We start from the raw sequence: 18985 nt of genomic DNA, 5'->3' as shown, positions 1-18985 counted from the left end.
TGCGTGGCGCTCGGCCGGCCGGACCGCTCCACCGCCGCGCCCCGCGCCAGTACGTTGTACCCATGAGTGGCTGGCGCCTGGCGCGCATCGCTGGGGCGGACATCATCGTCCGACCGTCCCTGGTCCTGATCGGCATCGTGCTGGTCATCGTGTTCGCGCCCCAGTTCGAGTCCCTCGGCGCCGGCCCGAACCCCTACTTCACGTCCGTCGTCTTCGTCCTGGCGCTGTTCCTCTCGGTGTTCCTGCACGAGCTCGCGCACCTGGCCGCCGCGCGGTGGTTCGGGATGACGGTCCCGTCGGTCGAGCTGCACCTGCTCGGCGGCGAGACCCGCATCGAGGGCGACTCGCGGGACGCGTGGCAGGAGCTGGTGACCTCGATCGTGGGACCGCTGTGCTCGCTCGTCCTGGGCCTCGCCGCCCTGTGGGGAACCCGGGCGACGGACGGCGCCACGCACTCGGTGCTCTGGTCGCTCGGCTTCATCAACGTCCTCATCGCGATCTTCAACATGCTGCCGGGCCTGCCGCTCGACGGCGGGCGCGTCCTGCGGGCCATCGTGTGGGCCGTCACCGGCAGCGAGGCCAAGGGCGTGCGCATCGCGGGATGGATCGGCCGACTCGCCGCACTCGGCCTCGCCGCCCTGGCCGTATCGATGCTGTTCGACGAGGACCGCTTCGCGCTGGGCCGCGCGCTGCTCGTCCTCGCGGTCGCGTTCTTCCTGTGGCAGGGCGCCTCGTACGCGCTGCGGCACGGCGTCGCGATCGCGCGCATCGGGGCGCTCGAGGCCCGCCAGCTGATGCAGCACGAGTCGCCGCCACCGGAGTCCGTCCCGATCTCGGTCAACCTGACCGGCCGTGCGCTGCTCGTCGCGATGGCCGAGAATCCGGCGAATTCCTACGCTCTCGTCGACGACGACGGCCGGGTCGTGGGGACCCTCTTCGCCGCCACCGTGGACCGCGCCTATCGTGAGGCCGGATGAATCACCAGCGCACCGGGCCCTTCGAAGAGGGCGAGTGGATCCGCCTGTCCGACCCCAAGGGCCGCAAGCACAACATCCAGCTCGTCGCCGGCAAGGAGTTCAGCACCAAGAAGGGCCAGATCCGTCACGACGACATCATCGGCCGCCCCGAGGGCATCGTCGTCGAGACGTCGCTGGAGTTCCCGTACCAGGTCTTCCGGCCGCTGCTGTTCGAGTACGTCGTCTCGATGCCACGCGGCGCGGCGATCATCTACCCCAAGGACGCGGCGCAGATCCTCGTCCAGGCCGACATCTTCCCGGGAGCGCGCGTCATCGAGGCGGGCGCCGGCTCGGGCAGCCTGACGTCGTACCTGCTGCGCGCGATCGGTCCCGAGGGGCGCCTCGAGTCGCACGAGCTGCGCGAGGAGTTCGCCGAGACCGCCCGCAAGAACGTCGCCCAGGCGATCGGCGCCATCCCGGACAACTGGGACCTCACGGTCGGCGACCTGCGCGACGCCGCCGACGGTCCCGAGGTCGACCGGATCATCCTCGACATGGTCGACCCGTGGACCTGCATCGACCTCGCGCTCGAGCGGCTCGTCCCCGGCGGCATCGTGTGCGGGTACGTCGCCACGACCACCCAGCTCTCGCGGTTCGTCGAGTCGCTGCGCGCGTCGGCGGGGTTCACCGAGCCGCACGCCTGGGAGACGCTCGTGCGCGACTGGCACCTCGAGGGACTGGCGGTGCGCCCCAACCACAAGATGAACGGGCACACCGCGTTCCTGGTCACGGCACGCCGTCTGGCCCCCGGCCAGCGGCCGATGCCGAAGACGCGTCGCCCCGCCCCGGGCGCCTACGGACCGGACTACACCGGCCCGCGCCCGGCCGACGTGGACTGACCGCAACACGATCGAAACCGACGCGTCTCACGATGCGGTGGTGCACACGGTCGTGACGGGTAGGGTCGAGTCATCACCCTCCAGGAGGTGCACATGAACGGCAATGAGCACACCGACAGGTACGTCGAGGCCCGCCTCGCCGACGTCGAGTCCCGCCTCGCCCACACGGCCGCCCAGAACGAGCGGCTGACCTCCACGCTGCGTGAGGCGCGCGACCAGATCGTGGCCCTCAAGGAGGAGGTGGACCGGCTCGCCCAGCCGCCCACGGGCTTCGGCACCTTCCTGCAGCGCAACGAGGACGACTCGGTCGACGTCATCACCAGCGGCCGCAAGCTGCGCGTGACCGTCAGCCCCGCCGTCGACAAGGACGCGCTGCGCAAGGGCCAGGAGGTCATCCTCAACGAGGCGATGAACGTCGTCGACGCCCTCGACTTCGAGGAGGTCGGCGAGGTCGTCATGCTCAAGGAGCTCATGGCCGACGGCGAGCGCGCGCTCGTCCTGGGCAACGCCGACGAGGAGCGCGTCGTGCGCCTCGCCGACACGCTGGTGGGCGCCAAGCTGCGCGCCGGCGACTCGCTGCTGCTCGACAGCCGCGCCGGCTACGTCTACGAGCGGATCCCGAAGTCCGAGGTCGAGGAGCTCGTCCTCGAGGAGGTCCCGGACATCGACTACACCAGCATCGGCGGCCTCGGCGGCCAGGTGGAGATCATCAAGGACGCCGTCGAGCTGCCGTACCTGCACCCCGAGGTCTTCGTCGAGCACGAGCTCAAGCCGCCGAAGGGCATCCTGCTGTACGGCCCGCCGGGCTGCGGCAAGACGATGATCGCCAAGGCCGTCGCGTCGAGCCTGGCCAAGAAGGTCAGCGAGCGCACGGGGGAGGAGGGCCGCTCCTACTTCCTCAACATCAAGGGCCCCGAGCTGCTGAACAAGTACGTCGGCGAGACCGAGCGGCACATCCGCCTCGTGTTCCAGCGGGCGCGCGAGAAGGCCACCGAGGGCACGCCCGTCATCGTGTTCTTCGACGAGATGGACTCGCTGTTCCGCACGCGCGGCTCGGGCGTCTCGTCCGACGTCGAGAACACGATCGTGCCGCAGTTGCTCAGTGAGATCGACGGCGTCGAGGGCCTCGAGAACGTCCTGGTCATCGGCGCCTCCAACCGCGAGGACATGATCGACCCGGCCATCCTGCGACCCGGCCGGCTCGACGTGAAGATCAAGATCGAGCGGCCGGACGCCGAGGGCGCGCGCGACATCTTCAGCAAGTACCTGACGCCGTCGCTGCCGCTGCACGAGGACGACCTGCGCGAGTGGGGCGGCGACCGCGAGGCGTGCGTCCACGGCATGATCCAGCGCACCGTCGAGCGGATGTACACCGAGAGCGAGGAGAACCAGTTCCTCGAGGTCACGTACGCCGGCGGCGACAAGGAGGTCCTGTACTTCAAGGACTTCAACTCCGGCGCGATGATCCAGAACATCGTCGACCGTGCGAAGAAGATGGCCATCAAGGACTTCCTCGAGCACGGCAGCAAGGGCATCCGCGTCCAGCACATGCTCCAGGCCTGCGTCGACGAGTTCAAGGAGAACGAGGACCTGCCCAACACGACCAACCCCGACGACTGGGCGCGGATCTCGGGCAAGAAGGGCGAGCGCATCGTGTTCATCCGCACCCTCATCACGGGCAAGGGCGGCAACGAGCCCGGCCGGTCGATCGACACCGTCGCGAACACGGGGCAGTACCTCTGACCCTCGAGCTGCGCGTGGTCCGCTACGACCACCCGGACGCCGTGAAGCTGACCGAGCTGGTCCAGGCCGAGTACGTCCGGCGCTACGCCTCGGAGGTGGGCGACGCCTCCCCGATGACCCCCGACGAGTTCGACCACCCCAACGGGATCTTCTTCATCGGCTACGTCGACGAGATCCCGGTCGCCATGGGCGGCTGGCGGCGCGGGGGTCCCCGGGGCCGGACCGACGGCGAGATCAAGCGGATGTTCGTGCTGGACTCGCACCGCGGCCGGGGGTACTCGCGCCAGGTCCTCGAGGAGCTGGAGCGCAGCGCCGCGCGGCAGGGCATCACGCGGCTCGTGCTGGAGACGGGCACCGAGCAGCCCGAGGCGATCAGCCTCTACCGCTCGGCCGGCTATGTCGACGTGGAGCCGTTCGGCTTCTACGCCGAGTACGACGACTCGGTCCACCTCGGCAAGACCCTGTGAACTGTCCGACCCCGGGTGCATCCTGAGGTCACCAGCACACTTCACCGGGAGTCCGACATGGCATTCAACGCGTACGTCTTCTTCAGCGGCGGCACCTGCGCCGAGGCGTTCGAGCACTACCGCGACGTGTTCGGCGGCGAGCTGGCCGTCATGCGCATGAGCGAGGTCCCCCAAGAGGCCCGGATGCCCGGCGCCGAGCCGGACTTCGTCATGCACGCGTCGCTGCGCGTCGGCGACGGCCTGCTCATGGGCTCGGACGACCCGACGGGCGACGGCGGTCCGAAGCAGGGCTTGAGCGTCTCGTACTCGGCGCCGGACGCCGACACGGCGCGGCGCGTGTTCGACGCCCTCGCGCAGGGCGGCGAGGTCACGATGGCGCTCGAGCCCACCTTCTGGTCGGCGGCGTTCGGCATGTGCACCGACCGCTTCGGCGTGCCGTGGATGGTCGACGTCGAGTCGTCCGGGGCCAGCGCGTAGCCCGGGCACCGCTCGCGCGACGACGTAGGGTTGCCAGCGTGAGCGTCCACCGCATCCAGGGGTCCGAGGTCGAGTACGGGATCGCCGTGCAGGGCCAGCCGCAGGCCAACCCGATGGTCGCGGCCACGCACGTCGTCAACGCGTACGCGGCGGCCAACGGGCTGACCCGGCGTGCTCGGTGGGACTACGAGGAGGAGAGCCCGCTGCGCGACGCGCGCGGGTTCGACCTCGGCCGTGACGTCGCGGACCCGTCGCAGCTCACCGACGAGGACATGGGCCTGGCCAACATCATCCTGACGAACGGCGCGCGCCTGTACGTCGACCACGCGCACCCCGAGTACTCCAGTCCCGAGGTCACCGGCCCGCTGGACGTCGTGCGCTGGGAGAAGGCCGGCGAGCACGTCATGCGCCGTGGCGCGGACCTGGCCAACCGGCTGCCCGGCGTCGGGCCGATCGTGCTCTACAAGAACAACGTCGACAACAAGGGCGCCGCCTACGGCTCGCACGAGAACTACCTCATGCGCCGCGACGTGCCGTTCCTGTCGATCGTGCAGCAGCTGACGCCGTTCTTCGTCAGCCGACAGGTCTTCACCGGGTCGGGACGCGTCGGCCAGCGACAGGACGGCAGCGTCCATGCGTTCCAGATCAGCCAGCGCTCGGACTACTTCGAGGTCGAGGTCGGCCTCGAGACCACGCTCAAGCGCCCGATCATCAACACGCGCGACGAGCCGCACGCCGACCCCAAGAAGTACCGCCGGCTGCACGTCATCATCGGCGACGCGAACATGTCCGAGGTCGCGCTGTACCTCAAGCACGGCACCACGTCGCTCGTGCTGGCGATGATCGAGGCCGACGCGCTGCCCGAGCCGCTCGAGCTCGCCGACCCCGTGCGCGCGCTGCACACGATCTCGTACGACCCGACGCTGCGCACGGCCGTGCCGCTCATGGACGGGCGGACCATCACGGCCCTGGAGCTGCAGCAGCACTACCTCGACCACGCGAAGAAGTTCGTCGAGAGCGAGGGCGGCGACGAGCAGACGCGTGACGTCCTGCGCCGCTGGGAGTCGGTCCTGACGCGGCTGGCCGACGATCCGATGGACCTCGTGCGCGAACTCGACTGGGTGGCCAAGCTGGCGCTGCTCGAGCGGTACCGCGAGCGCGACGGCCTGGACTGGGACCACGCCAAGCTGCACCTGGTCGATCTGCAGTACCACGACATCCGTCCCGAGCGCGGGCTCTACCACCGTCTCGTCGCCGGCGGCCGGATGGAGCGGCTGCTCGACGACGAGACGGTGCTCGAGGCGATCACCGAGCCGCCGCACGACACCCGCGCGTACTTCCGCGGGCGCTGCCTGGCTCGGTTCTCCGAGGACATCGCGGCCGCGTCGTGGGACTCGGTGATCTTCGACCTGCCGGGCTTCGACTCGCTGCAGCGCGTCCCGACGATGGAGCCCCTCAAGGGCACCGCCGAGCACGTCGAGGGACTGTTCGGACGCGTCGGGTCCGCCGCAGAGCTCTTCCGCGCCATTACCGGGCGCAACTGACTAGGGTGGTGGACATGGCCGAGCAACAGCACAGGACGACCCGCAAGAGCGACGTCGACGAGGAGCAGGTCGAGACGACCGAGGTCGACGCGGAGCGCAAGGAGAAGCTCGACGACGACGTCGACTCGATCCTCGACGAGATCGACGACGTCCTCGAGGAGAACGCCGAGGAGTTCGTGCGCAGCTTCGTCCAGAAGGGCGGGCAGTGATGCTCGATGGAGGGTTCCGCGCCGTCGGGTCCTCCTCGTTCACCGAGTTCCTCGCCGCCCAGGCTCCCGACCTGCTGCCGAAGGCGTCCGCGTCCGTCCCGCCGGGCCTGGAGGTGACGCACGGCACCACGATCGTCGCCGCCACCTTCGACGGGGGAGTGGTGATGGGCGGCGACCGCCGCGCCACGATGGGCAACGTCATCGCGCAGCGCGACATCCAGAAGGTCTTCCCCACCGACGAGTTCAGCTGCGTCGGCATCGCCGGCACCGCGGGGATCGCGGTCGAGATGACCCGGCTGTTCCAGGTCGAGCTCGAGCACTACGAGAAGATCGAGGGCATCACGCTGTCCACGGACGGCAAGGCCAACCGTCTCGCGGCGCTCATCCGCAACAACCTCGGCCTGGCGATGCAGGGCCTCGCGGTCGTGCCGCTGTTCGCCGCCTACGACCTCGACGCCGGCGTCGGCCGCATCTTCGCCTTCGACGTCACGGGCAACAAGAACGAGGAGCGCACCTTCCACTCGGTCGGCTCGGGCTCGACCTTCGCGCGCGGCTCGCTCAAGAAGCTCTACCGCCACGGCATGACCGAGCAGGAGGCCGTGACGGCCGTCATCCAGGCGCTCTACGACGCCGCGGACGACGACTCCGCCACCGGCGGACCCGACCTGACCCGCCGCATCTTCCCGCTCGTCTCGGTCATCACCGCCGACGGCTACCGAGCCTGGGACGAGTCGGCCACGGCGCAGGTCGCCGACGCCGTCATCGGCGGGCGCATGCAGTCGCCCGACGGCCCGTCCGCCCCGCTGACCTGAGGAGCGTCATGTCCACTCCGTTCTACGTCTCGCCCGAGCAGCTCATGAAGGACCGGGCGGACTTCGCCCGCAAGGGCATCGCCCGAGGCCGTTCGGTGGCCGTCCTGCGCTATGCCGATGGCATCGTCTTCGTCGCCGAGAACCCGTCCCGCGCGCTGCACAAGATCAGCGAGATCTACGACCGCATCGGGTTCGCCGCCGTCGGCCGCTACAACGAGTTCGAGAACCTGCGCATCGCCGGCGTCCGGCTGGCCGACCTGCGGGGCTACTCCTACGACCGCAGCGACGTGACGGGCCGCGGGCTGGCCAACGCGTACGCCCAGACGCTCGGCACGATCTTCTCCAGCGGCGGCGAGAAGCCGTACGAGGTCGAGATCTTCGTGGCCGAGGTCGGCTCGCACGAGGGCCCCGACCAGATCTACCGGCTGATGTACGACGGCTCCGTCGCGGACGTGCCGCAGTACGGCGTCATGGGCGGTCAGAGCGAGCGGATCGAGGAGTACCTCAGCACGCACTTCACGCCCGACCTGCCGCTGGCCGACGCGCTGCGCCTGGCCTCGACGGCCCTGGGCAACGACGCCGATCCGGCTCGCACGATCGCGCCGGGCGACCTCGAGGTGGCCGTGCTGGACCGCACGCGGACGCAGCCGCGCAAGTTCAAGCGGCTCAACCCGTCGCAGGTCGGACAGCTGCTCGGCTGACGGCCCGCCGGCCCGGGCGACCGGACCGGATCCGAGATGCCGTGCGCGTGCGGCAGGCGGGTCTAGGCTGGCCGCATGGACCGGCGGATCTTCGGTATCGAGAACGAGTACGGCGTCACCTGCTCGTTCCATGGGCAGCGCCGCCTGTCGCCGGACGAGGTGGCTCGCTACCTCTTCCGGCGCGTCGTGTCGTGGGGACGCAGCAGCAACGTGTTCCTGCGCAACGGCGCCCGCCTCTACCTCGACGTCGGCAGCCACCCCGAGTACGCCACGCCCGAGTGTGACGACGTCATCGACCTCGTCACGCACGACCGGGCGGGGGAGCGGATCCTCGAGGGCCTCATGCTCGACGCGCAGCAGCGCCTGGCCGAGGACGGGGTCGAGGGCGACATCTACCTGTTCAAGAACAACACCGACTCCGCCGGGAACTCGTACGGCTGCCACGAGAACTACCTCGTGAGCCGCGGCGGCGAGTTCAGCCGGCTCGCGGACGTCCTGATCCCGTTCCTCGTGTCGCGCCAGATCATCGTCGGCGCGGGCAAGGTCCAGCAGACCCCGCGCGGCACGGTCTACAGCGTCAGCCAGCGCGCCGAGCACATCTGGGAGGGCGTCTCCAGCGCCACCACCCGCTCGCGGCCGATCATCAACACGCGCGACGAGCCGCACGCCGACGCCGAGCGGTTCCGCCGCCTGCACGTCATCGTGGGCGACTCGAACATGAGCGAGACCACCACGATGCTCAAGATCGCCACCACCGACCTGGTGCTGCGGATGATCGAGGCTGGCGTCACGATGCGCGACCTCACGCTCGAGAACCCCATCCGGGCGATCCGCGAGATCTCGCACGACATGACGGGGCGCCGCAAGGTCCAGCTGGCCAACGGCCGTGAGCTGTCCGCGCTGGAGATCCAGTACGAGTACTTCACCAAGGCCGCCGAGTTCGTCGACCGCAACGGCCTGCACACGCCCACGACGGACCGGGCGATGGACCTGTGGGAGCGCACCCTCAAGGCGGTCGAGAGCGAGGACCTCAGCCTCGTCGAGCGCGAGATCGACTGGGTCATCAAGTACCGCCTGCTGGACCGGTACCGCCAGCAGCGCGAGCTGCCGTGGTCCGACCCGCGCATCGCCCAGCTCGACTTGGCCTACCACGACATCCGCCGCGACCGTGGCCTGTTCTACCTGCTCGAGAGCAAGGGCAGCGTCGCGCGCGTGACGAAGGACCTCGACGTGTTCACCGCCAAGTCGGTCCCGCCGCAGACGACGCGCGCCCGCCTGCGCGGCGACTTCATCGCCCGCGCGCAGGAGCGCCGCCGCGACTTCACGGTCGACTGGGTCCACCTCAAGCTCAACGACCAGGCCCAGCGGACGGTGCTCTGCAAGGACCCGTTCCGCTCGCAGGACGACCGCGTGCAGCGCCTCATCGACTCCATGTGACCTCTCAGTCGCATCTTGGGATCGGCCGTTAGTGTGGGCACGGCATCGAACCCAGGAGGATCCTCATCGTGCGTCGTACCGCTCTCGTGACCGCTCTGGTCACCGCTTCCTTCGTCCTCACCGGCTGTGGAGGCGGCACCGGACTCGACAACGTCGAGGTCTCCAAGGGCGACACCCCCAAGGTCACCGTCGAGAAGGACTTCGAGACCGAGAAGACCCAGACCCGCGTGGTCAACGACGGCGGCGGCGACGAGGTCGCCGAGGGCGACACGATCAAGATCAACTACATCGCCGTCAACGGCCGCACCGGCAAGGAGTTCGACAACTCCTACAAGAACGAGTCGCCGATGACGCTGACGCTCAACGAGAAGACGGCGCTGCCGGGCTTCTACAAGGGCCTGGTCGGCAAGCAGATCGGCTCGCGCGTCCTCGTGTCCGTCCCGTCGAAGGACGGCGCCTCGCTGCTGCAGAGCGCGGAGTCGCTGGGCCTGGAGAAGGACGACACGATGGTCTTCCTGTTCGACATCGTCAGCAAGGTCCCGAACGAGGCCAAGGGCAAGGCCGTCAAGGCTCCCGCCTGGGCGCCCAAGCTGAGCTACAACGACAAGAAGCAGCCGGCCAAGTTCACCACGACCAAGCAGACCGCGGCGAAGATGCCCAAGACGCGCTCGTACGAGCTCATCAAGGGCACCGGCGACAAGGTCAAGGAGGGCGCCACCGTGAGCGTCCAGTACGTCGGCCAGAAGTACCCCGACGGCGACGTCTTCGACGAGTCCTGGTCCACCGGCCCGCGCCAGCTCTCGCTGGCCAAGGGCGGCGTCATCGACTGCTGGAGCGAGCAGCTGCCCGGCCACACCCTCGGCAGCCGCGTCGTCGTGGCGTGCTCGTCGGACGACGCGTACGGCAAGGACGCCAAGAAGAACCAGCAGCCCGACGGGCCGTTGATCTTCGTCGTCGACCTGCTCGACGCCAGTTAGTCTTTCGTCCATGGCCCAACGGAAGACCGAGAGGTTGATGAACCTCGTCTTCACCCTCCTGGCCACGCAGCAGTACCTGACCAAGGACCAGATCCGCGCGTCGATCGCCGAGTACCGCGAGGACTCCGACGTCGCGTTCGAGCGCAAGTTCGAGCGCGACAAGCAGGAGCTGCGCGACCTGGGCCTGGAGATCGAGACCGGCACCCACGACGCCCTCGGCGGCACCACCGGCTACCGGCTGCTGCGCACCGAGGTCGAGCTGCCGCAGATCGACCTCACGGTCGAGGAGGCCGCCGTCATCGGCCTGGCCGGGCAGCTGTGGGACCACGCCGGCATGGCCGCCGAGACCACGACGGCGCTGGCCAAGCTCAAGGCGATCGGCAACGACTTCGACCCCTCCGTGCTGCGGATGACCGAGGCGCGACTGACGGCGAACGAGCCCACGTTCGACGCGGTCTTCGACGCGACCGGACGCCGCATGCCGATCGCGTTCGAGTACAGCCGTCCCGACGGCGAGACCACGCTGCGCCACCTCGAGCCGTGGAGCATGACGTCGTTCCGCGAGCACTGGTACGTGGGCGGGTTCGACCGCGACCGCGGCGAGCCGCGCCTGTTCCGGCTCTCGCGCATCGTCGGTGACGTCAAGCCCGACGGCGAGCCGGGTGAGTACGAGGTCCCCGCCGACGCCGACCTCAAGCAGGTCGCCCGCGCGCTCTACCCGCCCACGCCCGACGCCTCGGCGGTCCTGCGGATCTCCGCGGGCCGGGCGCAGTCCCTGCGCCGCCACGCGGTCCGCATCGACCGGATCGACGAGGCCACCGACGAGGTCGAGGTCGCCTACGCGATCGAGGCCGACCTCGCCGACGACATCGTGTCCTACGGTCCCGACGTCGTGGTCGTCTCGCCGCGCTCGCTGCGCGACGCCGTGGTGGCGCGCCTGACCACGATCGCGCAGGTGCACGCGTGAACCCGTCCCTCAAGCAGGTCGTGCGGATGCTCGCGATGGTCCCGTACCTGCAGAGCAACCAGGGCATCCCGCTCGTCGAGCTCGCCCGCGAGTTCAAGATCCGTCCCGCCCAGGCCCAGCGCGAGCTGGAGATGATGATGCTCACCGGCTGGGGCGAGTTCCACGGCGAGCTCATCGACTTCGACGTCACCGCGCTGGAGGAGGACGGCGTCGTCCACATCCGCGACGCCGAGTTCATGTCGCGTCCGCTGCGCGTCTCGCGCAGCGAGGCCGCCGCGCTGATGGTGGCGCTGCGCACGCTGCGGCAGTCCGCGGCCGGCGACCAGGCGCAGATCATCGACTCGGCGCTGGCCAAGCTCGCCGAGGCCGCCGGCACCGACGTCGACACGTCGGTGGACGTGCTGCTGCCCGAGGTCGATCCCGCGGTCCAGTCGGCCGTCGCCGAGGCGCTCGCGAGCAAGCGGCAGCTGCACATGGTCTACGCCAACGACACGCGCGACGAGCAGAGCGAGCGCACCGTCGACCCGCACCGCGCGTTCACGCAGGACGGGCACCGCTACCTGTCCGCGTGGTGCCACAAGGTCGAGGCGGACCGGCTGTTCCGGGTCGACCGGATCGTCGCGGCGAACGTCCTGGACGCGCCCGTCACGACCGACGCGGCCTCGCGCACGCGCCTGGAGGACCTGTTCCCGCGCGGCAAGGACCTGCCGACGGTGGTCGTCGACGTCGCGCCCGAGGCCGAGTGGATGGTCGAGCAGTACCGCATGGAGGTGCTGAGCGAGCACCCGGACGGGTCCCTGCGCGCCCGCATGTCCGGCAGCGACGTGTCGTGGCTGCGCCGGATCGTCATGCGCGCCGGCGGCCGCGTGCGCGTGGTCGAGCCGGCGGACTTCGCCGCCGAGGTGAGGGGTTCGGCTCGGGCTGCGCTCGCCGCGTACGATGGAGACGTCCGCGAACAAGGAGCCTGACATGCCCAACCTCGGTGCCACCGAGATCCTCATCATCCTGGGGATCGTCATCCTGCTGTTCGGTGGGCGCAAGCTCCCCGAGCTGGCCCGTGGCTCGGGCCGTGCCCTGCGCATCTTCAAGTCCGAGATCCGCGAGAGCGAGAACGAGGAGAAGCAGGCCGACGCCAAGCGCGCGATCGACCCGGCCGCCCCTGAGCGGCGCGACGACACCACCGCCTGACGGAGGTGGCGCTGGGACTGGGTCGTGGCGGGCGCAAGCCCGGCCCCGGCGGCGAGATGCCGCTGCTCGACCACCTCGCCGAGCTGCGCTCGCGGCTGTTCAAGGCGCTCGCCGCCGTCGCGATCGGCGTCATCGTCGCGTGGTACTTCTACCCGCAGATCCTGGACTGGCTGACCGCTCCCTACGAGCAGGTCAGGCCGGCTCTCGAGGCCGAGGGCATCGACACCGAGCTCATCGTCAGCGGCATCGGCGGCGCCTTCCAGTTCCAGCTGCGCACCAGCATCGTCGCCGGTCTGGTGTTCTCGTCCCCGGTCTGGCTGTGGCAGCTGTGGGCGTTCGTCCTGCCCGCCCTGCACCGGCACGAGAAGCGCGCGGCGGTCCTGCTGACCGCGACGTGCGTCCCGCTGTTCCTCGGGGGCGCGTGGATCGGCTACTGGACGTTCCCGAAGGCGATCGAGCTGCTCGTCGGCTTCGCTCCCGAGGGCTGGACCAATCTGCTCAACGGCGCCGACTACCTCAGCTTCGCCACCCGCATGATCGTGCTGTTCGGCGTCGGTGCGCAGATTCCCGTGGTGGTCGTGGTGCTCAACCGGATTGGCGCCGTCAGCGGCGCCCAGCTGATCCGGGCGCGCCCATGGATCATCATCGCGATCTTCGTCTTCGCCGCCGTCGCGACGCCCACCGTGGACCCCGTGACCTTCCTGTTCCTGGCGATCCCAATGAGCTTCCTGTACCTCGTCGCCGAGATCATCGCGCGTGTCACCGACCGCCGCCGGGGCCGCACCGAGCAGCGCTGGGACGACGACGAGGCCTCGCCGCTCGACGCGCCCGAGGGGCTGAACGACTGATCGTCCGTAGGCTGGAGGCATGTCCACCCCGGCCGAGCAGTACGCCCGCTTCCGCGAGGACCGCAAGCACCCCCACGTGGCGGCCTTCCGCGATCTCTACCCCTTCGGGCTGGACGACTTCCAGCTGCGCGCCTGCAAGGCGCTCGAGGAGGGGCACGGCGTGCTCGTCGCGGCGCCGACCGGATCGGGCAAGACCCTCGTGGGCGAGTTCGCGGTGCACCTGTCGCTCGAGACGAACCGCAAGTGCTTCTACACCACGCCGATCAAGGCGCTGTCGAACCAGAAGTTCAGCGACTTCGCCGAGCGCTACGGCGCCGAGAACGTCGGCCTGCTGACGGGCGACAACACGATCAACGGCGAGGCGCCCATCGTGGTCATGACCACCGAGGTGCTGCGCAACATGATCTACGCGAACTCGCCGACCCTGAAGGGGCTCGGCCACGTCGTCATGGACGAGGTCCACTACCTGGCCGACCGCTTCCGCGGCGCCGTGTGGGAGGAGGTCATCATCGGCCTGCCGCCGTCGGTGTCGGTGGTGTCGCTCTCGGCGACGGTCTCGAACGTCGAGGAGTTCGGCGCCTGGCTCACCGAGGTCCGCGGCGACACCGTCACGATCCTCGAGGAGAAGCGGCCCGTCCCGCTGCACCAGCACGTCCTGGTCGGGCGCAAGATGTTCGACCTGTTCGAGCCCGGCACGACCGAGGTCAACCACACGCTCGAGCAGATGGCCCGCGACGACGCGCAGTGGAACCGCGCCTTCGCCAAGAACCGGTCGCGCCGTCCCGAGAAGGGCGGCCGCCGGCCGCGCAGCCGCCACCGCACGCCGGACCGCATCGACATCGTCATGAAGCTCGAGGCGGAGGGCCTGCTGCCGGCGATCGTGTTCATCTTCAGCCGGGCGGGCTGCGCCTCGGCCGTGGAGCAGTGCCTGGCCGCGCGCCTGAACCTCACGACGCCGGAGGAGCGCGAGGCGATCGAGGCGCACGTCGACGCGGCGTGCGCGCACCTGCCCGACGAGGACCTCGCCGTGCTCGGCTTCCACGAGTTCCGCCAGGGCATCGCCCGCGGCATCGCGGCGCACCACGCGGGCATGCTGCCGACGTTCAAGGAGTGCGTCGAGGACCTGTTCAGCGAGGGCCTGGTCAAGGTCGTGTTCGCGACCGAGACGCTCGCCCTCGGCATCAACATGCCGGCCCGCTCGGTCGTGATCGACCGGCTGACGAAGTGGAACGGCGAGAGCCACGTCGACGTGACGCCGGGGGAGTACACCCAGCTCACCGGCCGCGCCGGACGCCGCGGCATCGACGTCGAGGGACACGGCGTCGTCCTGTGGCAGCCCGGCCTCGACGCCCGCCACGTGGCCGGCCTGGCCTCGACCCGCACGTATCCGCTCAACTCGTCGTTCCGGCCCTCGTACAACATGGCCGTCAACCTCGTGCACCAGGTGGGCCGCGGGCGCGCCCGCCAGCTCCTGGAGCAGTCGTTCGCCCAGTTCCAGGCGGACCGCGCCGTCGTCGGCCTGGCGCGTCAGGTCCGCAAGGCCGACGAGGCGATCGCCGGGTACCGCGAGTCCGCCTCGTGCGAGCTGGGCGACTTCATGGAGTACATGCGCCTGCGCCGTGAGCTCGGCGAGCTCGAGTCCAGCGGGTCCAAGGCGCGCAAGGCCGCCCGGCGCGAGGAGGCCATGGACGCGCTCATGAACCTGCGCCGCGGCGACGTCATCAACGTGCCGGCGGGCAAGTTCTCGGGCCTGGCCGTCGTGCTGGACCCCGACACCGGCAACCGCGAGGGCCCGCGCCCCATGGTGCTGACCGCGAACCGGCACGCGCGCCGGCTGGCGGCGGTGGACTTCCCGACCGCGGTCGAGCCGCTCATGAACATGCGGATCCCCAAGTCGTTCAACCCGCGCGACGCCCAGTCGCGCCGTGACCTGGCGTCCTCGCTGCGGGACCGCGCGGGCCACCTGGCCGAGTACCGCGCGGCGTACCGCGACAGCACGCACGCCGAGGACCCGCGCATCGCGGACCTGCGACGCCGGATGCGCGACCATCCGTGCCACGCGTGCCCCGACCGCGAGTCGCACGCGCGCTGGGCCGAGCGCATGATCCGGCTCGACCGCGAGACCGAGAACACGCGCCGGCGCGTCAAGGAGCGCACCAACAGCGTCGCGCGCCAGTTCGACCGCGTCTGCGAGGTCCTCGACACGCTCGGCTACCTCGCCGGCGACGAGGTCACCGCCGAGGGCAGGCGCCTGCAGCGGATCTACGGCGAGTCCGACCTCGTCGTCAGCGAGTCCCTGCGCAGCGGCATCTGGGAGGGCCTGTCGCCCGCCGAGCTGGCCGCGGTGGCCAGCGGGCTCACGTACGAGGCCCGCAACGCCGAGGACGCGCCCCCGCCGCGCTACCCGACCAAGGCCGTCGCGGACGCGGCGGAGTCGATGGGCCGGCTCTGGCTCGAGCTCGACCAGCTGGAGCGCCAGCACCGGCTGCGCTTCCTGCGCCGCCCGGACTTCGGCTTCGCGCACGCCGTGTGGCTGTGGTGCGAGGGGACCAGCCTCGACATCGTGCTGGGCGCGGCCGAGATGGCCGCGGGCGACTTCGTGCGGGCCATGAAGCAGCTCATCGACACGGTCGCGCAGATCGCCGACGCCGCGGGCGCCGGGCCACTGCGCGACACCGCGCGGCAGGCGCTGGACGAGCTGCGGACGGGCGTGGTGGCCTACTCCAGCGTCACGTCGTGACGCTGGCCAGCAGCCGCTCGACGGGACCGGCCACGTTCCAGCGCTCGCCGAACGCGGCGAGGCCGTCGGCGTCGACGATCCCCGTGACGGGATCGGGCACGTCGAGGTCGGGACGGACCGTGACGACCTCGACCGCCGCGTCGATGTAGTCAGCCGAGTCCAGCAGCGACTGCCGCACGCGCGGCTTCAGCGAGGACGAGGGGTCCTGCGCCGCCGCGCGGATGCCGTCGAGGTCGCGGAACTCGCCCAGCAGGGCGGCCGCCGTCTTGTCGCCGATGCCCTTCACGCCGGGCAGGCCGTCCGAGGCGTCGCCGCGCATGACCGCGAAGTCGACGTACTGGTGCGGCTCGATGCCGTACTTCTCGCGCACCCAGGCGGCGTCCACGACGTCGTGCTTGCCGACACCGCGCGCCGTGTACAGGACGCGGACGTCGCGCTCGTCGTCGACGAGCTGGAACAGGTCGCGGTCGCCGGTGACGACGTCGACGCCGGTGTCCCACCGGTTCACCAGCGTCCCGATCACGTCGTCGGCCTCGGCCTCGGGAGCACCGACCACCGTCGCCCCCGCGAGCGTGAGCGCCTCGGCGATGAGCGGCACCTGCGGGGAGAGCAGGTCGGGCGTCTCCTCGGTGCCGGCGGAGGGATCGGCGACGCGGTGGGTCTTGTAGGTCTCGAGCAGGTCGACGCGCCACTGGGGGCGCCAGTCCTGGTCCCACGCGGCCACGACGGCCTCGGGCTCGTAGCGGCCCTGCAGCGTGGCGAGGAAGTCGAGGATGCCGCGCACGGCGTTGACGGGCGTGCCGTCGTCGGCGCGGATCGAGTCGGGGATGCCGTAGAACGCCCGGAAGTACAGGCTGGCCGTGTCGAGCAGCAGCAGTCGCGAGCTCATGGTGTGGGCTCGCCCTCCTCCGCCTCGTGACGCAGGCGCTGCTGCTCGCGGTAGGCGCGGCGCTGCTCCTCGGCGCGCTCGCGCAGCTGCCGCAGGAACTCCTCGTCGTCCTCGGGGTTCGCCGGGACGTGGCGGCCGGGACGGTCGTACTCGGGAAAGCGCGACGCGGCGACCGAGGCGGACGTGTTGCCCTTGTAGGGCAGGTCGCGGGCGCCGGCGAGCGGGCGGCCGGCGACGAGCCAGGCGACCGAGCCGACGAGCGGCAGCAGGATCACCACGATGAGCCACATCCCCTTGGGGAGGTTGCGGCACGCGTGCTCGTCGGTCGTGATGACGTCGATGAGACAGAAGACCCACAGCGCGAGAACGACCACGCTCCCGACCGACCCGAAGAGGAACATGCCGTCATGATGGCACGACCGGGTCGGTGCGGGAGCGTGGTTCGCTCAGCCTCCGGTGTCAGCGCAGGGCGCCGGCGTGGCCGCGGTGGCCCAGCGCCTTGCCCTTCGCCTTCGCCTTGAGCCCCTGCTTGGCGGCCTTGCGGCTGCCATCGGGGTAGAGGCCCTTCTTCGACAGGGCGAGCGTCGCGACGGCGTAGGCCGCCGCGTCACCCATCTCGTACAGCGCCTGGGCGCTGATGTTCGACATGGTGTCGCACGCCTGGTGGTAGCACGGGTCGTACGCGACGCCCGCTGTGCCGCCGTACAGCTCGACCTGCTCGGGCGTCTTGACGCCCTCCGCGCCCGTGAACAGGCCACCCGCCGGGATGCCCACGGCGATGAACGGACCGTAGTCCGAGCGTCCGTCGAACGCGGTGGGCTCGCTGGCCAGGTTCTTGCGGTCGAAGTAGCCCGTGAAGATCTGCTCGATCTCCGCCGAGCCCGTGGGACCGGCGTCCTCGCCGCCGGGCGTGCCGTCGGCCGAGCCGTCACCGTCGTACACGAAGCGCGCGTAGTTCGGCGAGCCGATCATGTCGAAGTTGAGGTTCGCGTAGATCTGCGACAGCTGCTCCTCGGTGAGCGTGTTCACGTAGTGCTCGGCGCCCAGCAGGCCCAGCTCCTCCGCGCCCCAGAAGGCGAAGCGGACGGGACGCTGGAGCTTGCGGTCCAGCTTGGTGGCCTTGAGCTGCTTGGCGATCTCGAGGATGCCCGCGGAGCCCGAGCCGTTGTCGTTGATGCCGGGGCCCTCGGTGACGCTGTCGAGGTGCGCGCCCACGACGACGACCTGGTCGGGGTTCTTGATCTTCTTGAGGTCCTTGGCCGGCAGGTCGGCGATCACGTTGTAGGTCGTGCGGTTCGGGTCCGACTCGGTCTCGGTGAAGACGGTGCCGGTGGGCGACGCGCTGGCGGCGATCGCCGAGCCGTCCGCGAACGAGACGCCGACGACGGGGATGTCCTTCGGGACGCCGAGCGTGCCGACCACCAGGTCGGTGCGGCCCTCCTGACCCTCGTTCATGACGATCACGGCGTCGTAGCCGGCGGCCGCGGCGTTGTCGGCCTTGACCTCGAAGTTGCACGTTCCGCGCTGGACGAGGGCGATCACGTCGCCCGTCGGGGCGGCGGGGAAGTCGGATGCCTCGCAGCCGGACGTGCTGCTGTTCGGCTCGGCGCCCGGCGGGATCTGCAGGTCGATCGGGACGATCGGCCCCGAGACGTCCCCGCTGCCGGAGTAGGTGAAGGCGCCCGTCTCGTACTCCTCGCCGTTGACGGTGAGGGTGGTCGGGCTGAGCTCCTGGAAGAACGGGAACGTGAACGCCTGCTTCGTGACCTTGTACCCCGCGCCCTGGAGCTGGCGGGAGACGTAGTCGACCGACGCGTCGTGACCCGGCAGGCCGGACGCGCGGTTGCCGCCGTTGCGGTTCGCGATCGTCTGGAACTGGCGGAGGTGCTTGAGGATGTTGTTGACCGTGACGGCCTTGGTCAGCTGCTTGGCCTGACCAGCCGGAGCGGACGGTGCCTGCTTCGCCTCCGCGGGTGACGCGGTCACGAGGCCTGCGGTGAGGACCGCCGCCGAGGCGGCGATGACTGCCTTCTTCATGGATCCCCCGATCCTGGTGTGATCGGCTGCCGGTCTGGCAGCACTACTGGATACGGTCACACAGGATCGTCGTGGACGCTAGATACCCTTGCGC

At 70.2% G+C, this 18985-nt stretch carries 19 protein-coding genes; 16 read left to right on the top strand and 3 right to left on the bottom strand.

The genetic code is table 11. The features are described 5' to 3' along the window. Window positions 1-62 precede the first annotated feature (62 nt). The 16 genes from AB3M81_RS03875 to AB3M81_RS03800 all read left to right on the top strand — a co-directional run bounded on the left by AB3M81_RS03875 (window position 63) and on the right by AB3M81_RS03800 (window position 15965). Entirely contained in the window at window positions 63-977 is a 915-nt protein-coding gene (locus AB3M81_RS03875; protein ID WP_412902599.1) for a M50 family metallopeptidase, read from the top strand. Beyond that, on the top strand, window positions 974-1855 hold the full coding sequence (locus AB3M81_RS03870; protein ID WP_412902598.1) for a tRNA (adenine-N1)-methyltransferase: 882 nt from the start codon (window positions 974-976) through the stop codon (window positions 1853-1855). Before AB3M81_RS03875 ends, AB3M81_RS03870 begins: the two co-directional genes overlap by 4 nt. 93 nt (window positions 1856-1948) lie before the next feature. Then, window positions 1949-3598: a proteasome ATPase gene (arc, locus tag AB3M81_RS03865; protein ID WP_412902597.1), complete on the top strand. Its 1650-nt coding sequence runs from the start codon at window positions 1949-1951 to the stop codon at window positions 3596-3598. A 14-nt stretch (window positions 3599-3612) separates the two neighbouring features. Further along, entirely contained in the window at window positions 3613-4065 is a 453-nt protein-coding gene (locus AB3M81_RS03860; protein ID WP_412902596.1) for a GNAT family N-acetyltransferase, read from the top strand. A gap of 57 nt (window positions 4066-4122) precedes the next feature. Next, window positions 4123-4542 carry a VOC family protein gene (locus AB3M81_RS03855; RefSeq protein WP_412902595.1) on the top strand — a complete coding sequence of 140 codons (420 nt, stop codon included), beginning with the start codon at window positions 4123-4125 and terminating at the stop codon, window positions 4540-4542. A gap of 38 nt (window positions 4543-4580) precedes the next feature. Then, complete coding sequence (gene dop, locus AB3M81_RS03850; protein WP_412902594.1) at window positions 4581-6086, top strand: depupylase/deamidase Dop; 1506 nt, start codon at window positions 4581-4583, stop codon at window positions 6084-6086. Between the two features lie 14 nt (window positions 6087-6100). Continuing rightward, window positions 6101-6295, top strand: a complete 195-nt coding sequence (locus AB3M81_RS03845) for a ubiquitin-like protein Pup (protein ID WP_412902593.1) — start codon at window positions 6101-6103, stop codon at window positions 6293-6295. Further along, a complete protein-coding gene (gene prcB / locus AB3M81_RS03840; protein WP_412903117.1) occupies window positions 6295-7107 on the top strand; it encodes a proteasome subunit beta in 813 nt (270 codons plus the stop codon). The genes AB3M81_RS03845 and prcB overlap by 1 nt, the downstream gene beginning before the upstream one ends. A gap of 8 nt (window positions 7108-7115) precedes the next feature. Then, window positions 7116-7808 carry a proteasome subunit alpha gene (prcA, locus tag AB3M81_RS03835; RefSeq protein WP_412902592.1) on the top strand — a complete coding sequence of 231 codons (693 nt, stop codon included), beginning with the start codon at window positions 7116-7118 and terminating at the stop codon, window positions 7806-7808. Between the two features lie 75 nt (window positions 7809-7883). Beyond that, window positions 7884-9245 (top strand): Pup--protein ligase, encoded by a 1362-nt coding sequence (gene pafA / locus AB3M81_RS03830; protein WP_412902591.1) that lies wholly within the window; start codon window positions 7884-7886, stop codon window positions 9243-9245. 68 nt (window positions 9246-9313) lie between these two features. Next, the gene (locus AB3M81_RS03825; RefSeq protein WP_412902590.1) at window positions 9314-10222 is read left to right on the top strand and encodes an FKBP-type peptidyl-prolyl cis-trans isomerase; all 909 of its coding nucleotides are present in this window, start codon (window positions 9314-9316) and stop codon (window positions 10220-10222) included. A 10-nt stretch (window positions 10223-10232) separates the two neighbouring features. Continuing rightward, entirely contained in the window at window positions 10233-11189 is a 957-nt protein-coding gene (locus tag AB3M81_RS03820) for a helix-turn-helix transcriptional regulator (RefSeq protein ID WP_412902589.1), read from the top strand. After that, window positions 11186-12157, top strand: a complete 972-nt coding sequence (locus AB3M81_RS03815) for a helix-turn-helix transcriptional regulator (RefSeq protein WP_412902588.1) — start codon at window positions 11186-11188, stop codon at window positions 12155-12157. Before AB3M81_RS03820 ends, AB3M81_RS03815 begins: the two co-directional genes overlap by 4 nt. 1 nt (window position 12158) lies before the next feature. Further along, window positions 12159-12377: a twin-arginine translocase TatA/TatE family subunit gene (gene tatA, locus AB3M81_RS03810; RefSeq protein WP_412902587.1), complete on the top strand. Its 219-nt coding sequence runs from the start codon at window positions 12159-12161 to the stop codon at window positions 12375-12377. Between the two features lie 5 nt (window positions 12378-12382). Further along, window positions 12383-13225 (top strand): twin-arginine translocase subunit TatC, encoded by an 843-nt coding sequence (gene tatC, locus AB3M81_RS03805; protein ID WP_412902586.1) that lies wholly within the window; start codon window positions 12383-12385, stop codon window positions 13223-13225. Window positions 13226-13244: 19 nt separating this feature from the next. After that, a complete protein-coding gene (locus AB3M81_RS03800; protein WP_412902585.1) occupies window positions 13245-15965 on the top strand; it encodes a DEAD/DEAH box helicase in 2721 nt (906 codons plus the stop codon). Here the strand turns inward: AB3M81_RS03800 and AB3M81_RS03795 are convergent. From AB3M81_RS03795 to AB3M81_RS03785, 3 genes are read right to left on the bottom strand one after another with little or no spacing between them, the layout of a single operon-like run. Beyond that, a complete protein-coding gene (locus AB3M81_RS03795) occupies window positions 15955-16854 on the bottom strand; it encodes a 5'-3' exonuclease (RefSeq protein WP_412902584.1) in 900 nt (299 codons plus the stop codon). The two genes, AB3M81_RS03800 and AB3M81_RS03795, sit on opposite strands and share 11 nt — an antisense overlap. Further along, window positions 16851-17255 carry a PLDc N-terminal domain-containing protein gene (locus AB3M81_RS03790; protein WP_412902583.1) on the bottom strand — a complete coding sequence of 135 codons (405 nt, stop codon included), beginning with the start codon at window positions 17253-17255 and terminating at the stop codon, window positions 16851-16853. The genes AB3M81_RS03795 and AB3M81_RS03790 overlap by 4 nt, the downstream gene beginning before the upstream one ends. Before the next feature lie 58 nt (window positions 17256-17313). Further along, window positions 17314-18891, bottom strand: a complete 1578-nt coding sequence (locus AB3M81_RS03785) for a M28 family metallopeptidase (RefSeq protein ID WP_412902582.1) — start codon at window positions 18889-18891, stop codon at window positions 17314-17316. Between the last annotated feature and the right edge of the window lie 94 nt (window positions 18892-18985).

This window comes from Aeromicrobium jepli, from assembly GCF_047246605.1.
Taxonomy (GTDB): Bacteria; Actinomycetota; Actinomycetes; order Propionibacteriales; family Nocardioidaceae; genus Aeromicrobium.
Note: the sequence above shows the minus strand (reverse complement) of the source record. Positions and strands in the feature narration are given on the sequence as shown.

What these genes read in the sequence shown, in the direction of transcription:
- AB3M81_RS03870 (WP_412902598.1), top strand. Translation starts at nt 974, where the DNA reads ATGAATCACCAGCGCACCGGGCCCTTCGAAGAGGGCGAGTGGATCCGC.
- pafA (WP_412902591.1), top strand. Translation starts at nt 7,884, where the DNA reads ATGGACCGGCGGATCTTCGGTATCGAGAACGAGTACGGCGTCACCTGC.
- AB3M81_RS03820 (WP_412902589.1), top strand. Translation starts at nt 10,233, where the DNA reads ATGGCCCAACGGAAGACCGAGAGGTTGATGAACCTCGTCTTCACCCTC.
- tatA (WP_412902587.1), top strand. Translation starts at nt 12,159, where the DNA reads ATGCCCAACCTCGGTGCCACCGAGATCCTCATCATCCTGGGGATCGTC.
- prcB (WP_412903117.1), top strand. Translation starts at nt 6,295, where the DNA reads ATGCTCGATGGAGGGTTCCGCGCCGTCGGGTCCTCCTCGTTCACCGAG.
- AB3M81_RS03785 (WP_412902582.1), bottom strand. Translation starts at nt 18,891, where the DNA reads ATGAAGAAGGCAGTCATCGCCGCCTCGGCGGCGGTCCTCACCGCAGGC.
- AB3M81_RS03800 (WP_412902585.1), top strand. Translation starts at nt 13,245, where the DNA reads ATGTCCACCCCGGCCGAGCAGTACGCCCGCTTCCGCGAGGACCGCAAG.
- AB3M81_RS03875 (WP_412902599.1), top strand. Translation starts at nt 63, where the DNA reads ATGAGTGGCTGGCGCCTGGCGCGCATCGCTGGGGCGGACATCATCGTC.
- AB3M81_RS03795 (WP_412902584.1), bottom strand. Translation starts at nt 16,854, where the DNA reads ATGAGCTCGCGACTGCTGCTGCTCGACACGGCCAGCCTGTACTTCCGG.
- arc (WP_412902597.1), top strand. Translation starts at nt 1,949, where the DNA reads ATGAACGGCAATGAGCACACCGACAGGTACGTCGAGGCCCGCCTCGCC.
- AB3M81_RS03855 (WP_412902595.1), top strand. Translation starts at nt 4,123, where the DNA reads ATGGCATTCAACGCGTACGTCTTCTTCAGCGGCGGCACCTGCGCCGAG.
- prcA (WP_412902592.1), top strand. Translation starts at nt 7,116, where the DNA reads ATGTCCACTCCGTTCTACGTCTCGCCCGAGCAGCTCATGAAGGACCGG.
- AB3M81_RS03790 (WP_412902583.1), bottom strand. Translation starts at nt 17,255, where the DNA reads ATGTTCCTCTTCGGGTCGGTCGGGAGCGTGGTCGTTCTCGCGCTGTGG.
- AB3M81_RS03845 (WP_412902593.1), top strand. Translation starts at nt 6,101, where the DNA reads ATGGCCGAGCAACAGCACAGGACGACCCGCAAGAGCGACGTCGACGAG.